Origin of the sequence: Streptomyces muensis, assembly GCF_021474425.1 — a bacterium.
Lineage (GTDB): Bacteria > Actinomycetota > Actinomycetes > Streptomycetales > Streptomycetaceae > Streptomyces > Streptomyces muensis.
Genome location: NZ_JAKEIP010000475.1, coordinates 1 through 3,605, shown reverse-complemented (window position 1 = coordinate 3,605; position 3,605 = coordinate 1). Strand labels below are relative to the sequence as shown.

General features: G+C 72.1%; 3 protein-coding genes. 1 reads left to right on the top strand and 2 read right to left on the bottom strand.

What is annotated here, in order from left to right:
* Window positions 1–549, bottom strand: a 549-nt coding sequence (locus L0P92_RS43265; protein WP_234768622.1) for a class I SAM-dependent methyltransferase, incomplete at its 3' end; no start/stop codon positions are given.
* A gap of 113 nt (window positions 550–662) precedes the next feature.
* Between L0P92_RS43265 and pgm the strand changes: the two genes are divergently transcribed.
* On the top strand, window positions 663–2,303 hold the full coding sequence (pgm, locus tag L0P92_RS43260; RefSeq protein ID WP_234768621.1) for a phosphoglucomutase (alpha-D-glucose-1,6-bisphosphate-dependent): 1,641 nt from the start codon (window positions 663–665) through the stop codon (window positions 2,301–2,303).
* A gap of 30 nt (window positions 2,304–2,333) precedes the next feature.
* Here the strand turns inward: pgm and L0P92_RS43255 are convergent.
* Window positions 2,334–3,605, bottom strand: a 1,272-nt coding sequence (locus tag L0P92_RS43255) for an aminotransferase class I/II-fold pyridoxal phosphate-dependent enzyme (protein WP_234768620.1), incomplete at its 5' end; no start/stop codon positions are given.

Genomic DNA, 3,605 nt, shown 5'->3' with positions numbered 1-3,605 from the left:
CCGGCCCATGAAGACCACCTCGACGTCCTCCACGTCGGCGGGCACGGTGGCCAGCACCAGATGCCCGCCGGGCCGCAGCGCCAGGGCCAGCCGCCGCGTCAGCGCCGACTGCTCGGCCCGGGTCATCTGCAACAGCGAGAAGAACACGCACACACCGTCGAACGAGTCCGCCTCGAACGACAGCTCCCGGACGTCACCGCGGCGGAACTCTGCCCCGGGGACCTGACGCGCGGCGAGTTCGACCATGACGGGGGAGACGTCGACACCCAGCACGGAGTGCCCCGCGGCGACGAGCGCCGCCGCCGTGGGCCGACCGGTGCCGCTGCCCACGTCCAGCGTCCGCGCGCCGGTCGGCAGCCGTTCGATCAGCCACTCCAGCGCGGACAGATGCGCAGGGGCACGGCCGAACGCCTTCTCGTAGTCGGCGCCCAACGCGTCGAACAGCACGGCGGCGGGCGGCCGTTGACGCCCTAGGCCCGCGTGTCCCACGTCCTCGTGTCCTACGTCCTCGCGCCCCACGTCGGTGTCCCTCCGCTCGCCGGCCCGCATCGTCGCACCCGTGGGACGCGTGCCACAACGGCGGCCCGGTGCGCGTCCCGACGGCCCGGGCAGGGGAGAATGAGGGCCGTACCAACGGTCGAGCTGTGCGGAGGAGCGGGGAAATGCAGGACGCGCGTGCGGGGCAGGTCGCCCGGCCCGAGGACCTCATCGATGTGGCCCGCCTGGTCACGGCGTACTACGCACTGCACCCCGACCCGGCCGAGCCGGGCCAGCGGGTGGCCTTCGGCACCTCCGGACACCGCGGTTCGTCCCTCACGGCGGCGTTCAACGAGGACCACATCGCCGCCACCAGCCAGGCCATCTGCGAGTACCGCGCCGCCCAGGGCACCGACGGCCCTCTCTTCCTCGGCGCCGACACCCACGCCCTGTCGGAACCCGCCCGCATCACGGCCCTGGAGGTCTTCGCGGCCAACGAGGTGACCGTCCTCATCGACCAGGCCGACGGCTACACGCCCACCCCGGCGGTCTCGCACGCGATCCTCACCCACAACCGGAACCGCACGTCCGCTCTCGCTGACGGCGTGGTCGTCACTCCCTCGCACAACCCGCCCGCCGACGGCGGCTTCAAGTACAACCCGCCGAGCGGCGGCCCCGCCGGCTCCGAGGCGACCTCCTGGATCCAGGACCGCGCCAACGAGATCATCACCGGCGGCATGAAGGACGTACGCCGCATCCCCTACACCCGCGCCCTGGCCGCCCCCGGCACCGGCCGCCACGACTTCCTCGGCGCCTACGTCGCCGACCTGCCGAACGTGCTGGACCTGGACGCCATCCGGGCGGCCGGCGTCCGGATCGGCGCCGACCCGCTGGGCGGCGCCTCGGTGGCGTACTGGGGCCGGATCGCCGAACAGCACGGCCTCGACCTCACGGTGGTGAACCCGCTCACCGACCCCACCTGGCGCTTCATGACGCTCGACTGGGACGGCAAGATCCGGATGGACTGCTCCTCGCCGTACGCCATGGCCTCCCTCATCGAGCGGCGCGACCGCTTCGACATCGCCACCGGCAACGACGCCGACGCCGACCGGCACGGCATCGTCACACCGGACGCCGGCCTGATGAACCCCAACCACTATCTGGCCGTGGCGATTTCGTACCTCTACTCGCACCGGCAGCAGTGGCCCGCGGGTGCCGGGATCGGCAAGACCCTGGTGTCGTCGAGCATGATCGACCGGGTCGCCGCGGACGTAGGCCGGCCGCTGGTCGAAGTCCCCGTCGGATTCAAGTGGTTCGTGGACGGTCTGTCCGACGGCACCCTCGGCTTCGGCGGCGAGGAGTCGGCGGGCGCGTCCTTCCTGCGCCGCGACGGTTCGGTGTGGACCACCGACAAGGACGGCATCATCCTGGCCCTGCTCGCCTCCGAGATCACGGCGGTCACCGGCAAGAGCCCGTCACAGCACTACGCCGAGCTCACCGACCGCTTCGGCGCCCCGGCCTACGCCCGCGTCGACGCCCCGGCCTCCCGCGAGGAGAAGGCACTGCTCGCCAAGCTCTCCCCGCGTCAGGTCACCGCCGACACCCTCGCCGGAGAGCCGGTCACCACGGTGCTCACCGAGGCGCCCGGCAACGGCGCCGCCCTCGGCGGCATCAAGGTCGCCACCGCCAACGCCTGGTTCGCGGCCCGCCCTTCGGGCACCGAGGACGTCTACAAGATCTACGGCGAGTCGTTCCTCGGCCCGGACCATCTGCGCCAGGTCCAGGAGGAGGCCAGGTCCGTGGTGCTCGCGGCGCTCGGCGGCTGACGCCACACGTCCCGGACTTCCGTTGCCGTCTCAGGCGGCAGCGGGAGTGGCGGCGGCGTACGACAGCTGCCGCCGCAGTGTGCTGACGGTGTGGCGGATCTGGTCCGGGGTGTGCTCGCAGGTGACGAAGAACCGCAGCCGGGTCAGCTCCTCGGGCACGGCCGGGTACAGGATCGGGTTGACGCTGATGCCCTGCCGGAACAGCGCCTCGGCCAGCCGGAGGGTCCGCGCCGAGTCCCCGACGATGCACGGGACGATCGGCGAGTCGTGGCTGGCGCCGATGTCGACGCCCGCCCGGCGCGCCAGGTCCGCGAACAGCGCGGAGTTCTCCCGCAGACGCGTCAGACGCTGCGGTTCGGCACGCATCACGCGCAGCGCGGCCAGGGAGGCGGCGGCGTTGGCCGGAGTCATGCCCGCGCTGTAGACGAAGCCCGGAGCGGTGTACCTGAGGTACTCCACGACACTCCGGCCGGCCCCGACATAGCCGCCGCACCCGGCCAGCGCCTTGGACAGCGTGCCGCCCCACAGGTCGACGGCCCGGCGATCGACGTCGTGGTACTCACCGATACCGCCCCCGTTTGCGCCGATCACGCCGATGCTGTGCGCCTCGTCGACCATCAGCAGGGCGCCGTGCCGGCGCTTGACGTCGATCAGCGCGGGCAGGTCGGCGATGTCGCCGTCCATGCTGTACACGCCCTCGACGACGACGAGCACCCGGCGGTACTGGTGCCGGACCCGGGTGAGGAGGGCGTCCAGGGCGGCCGCGTCGTTGTGCGGGAAGGGCCGTCGCGTGGCCCCGGAGAGCCGGCAGCCCTGAAGGATGCTGTCGTGGGCGAGCGAGTCGTGGACGATCAGGTCCTCCGGCCCGACGAGATGGCCGATCACGGTGACGTTGGTGGCGTGCCCGCTGGTCAGGGTGATCGCGTCCTCGGTTCCGAGAGTGTCGGCGAGTTCCCGCTCCAACTGCAGGTGCAATGGACGGCTGCCGGACAGCAGCCGGCTGGCGGACGCCGACGTACCGCACTGCGCGACGGCCGCCTCCACGGCCTCGGTCACCCGGGGGTCGCTCGCCAGACCCAGGTAGTTGAAGCCGGAGAAGGAGATCAGCTCACGGCCGTCCACGACGGTGGTGTCCGTCATGTCGCCCTCGTGCACTCGGAAGTACGGGTTCGGCAGGTCGAGCCGGTCGAGCAGGTGCACGCGCTCCTGGTGCGCGGCCACCTCGGGGAAGAGTTCGATACGGGTCCGGTCCTGCGGGAGCTGGGCGACCGGCGGCGAGGACGAGCTGGACCGCACCGTGCG